1 protein-coding gene and 1 pseudogene are annotated in these 834 nt (G+C 68.1%); both read left to right on the top strand.

The features are described 5' to 3' along the window. On the top strand, positions 1-565 hold a 565-nt coding region (locus PKE99_RS37960), incomplete at its 5' end, for a zinc-binding dehydrogenase (protein ID WP_271215088.1). Positions 566-718: 153 nt separating this feature from the next. Next, a pseudogene (locus PKE99_RS37965) lies at positions 719-834 on the top strand (class I adenylate-forming enzyme family protein); the annotation flags it as partial.

Below are 834 nucleotides of genomic sequence, written 5' to 3' on the forward strand. Positions count from 1 at the left end.
CCTCGAGGCTGGTGTGAGGCCCTCGAACGGGCCGGTTCTGGTCACCGGCGCGGGTGGCGGCGTCGGAACGATCGCCATCGCCGTGCTCGCCCAGGCCGGCTTCGACGTCGTGGCGTCAACCGGACGGGCAGACCAGCTGCGGGATTCGCTGCTCCGGCTGGGGGCGCGCGAGGTCATCGACCGCCTGCCGGCCGAGCCCGACGGCGGGTTGGCAACACCCGCTTGGAGTGCGGTGGTCGACTCCGTCGGCAGCACGACCCTCGCCTCGGCTCTGGCCGCCACCCGCTACGGAGGCGTGGTCGCCGCGGTCGGTCTCGCACAAGGGGTCGATCTTCCTACGACGGTGCTGCCGTTCATCCTGCGAGGGGTCTCGTTGGTCGGTGTCGACTCCGTCTATGCCTCCGAGGGCCGACGTCGGCGAGCATGGGAGCGGCTGGCGACCATCGACCACGAGTTGCTCGACTCGATCACTTCGGTCGTTGGGCTCGAGGACGTGGCGAGCGTGTCGCAGGATCTCGTGGCAGGCCGGGTACACGGACGTGTCGTCGTCGATGTCCACAAATGAGCGACAAGGCAATGGCGGACCATCCGGTCGTGCTCATGGATGGTGAGATGCCAGGGCGCGGTCGCCGGTCTGCTCCGGCGGTCGGGCCCCTCCGCGTGGCACCGCGAGACGCGGACGGTGGGGGAGACGACAGTGGGTGTGGTCACCCTTGGTGGAGACGTTGCCGTTATGGACGAGGACGGCTGGATCTACCTGGTGGACCGTCTCAAAGACATGATCAACGTCTCGGTATACAAGGTGTGGCCGCGCGAGGTCGAGGACGTCCTCTA

The organism is Pseudonocardia halophobica (genome assembly GCF_027922425.1).
GTDB lineage: Bacteria > Actinomycetota > Actinomycetes > Mycobacteriales > Pseudonocardiaceae > Pseudonocardia > Pseudonocardia halophobica.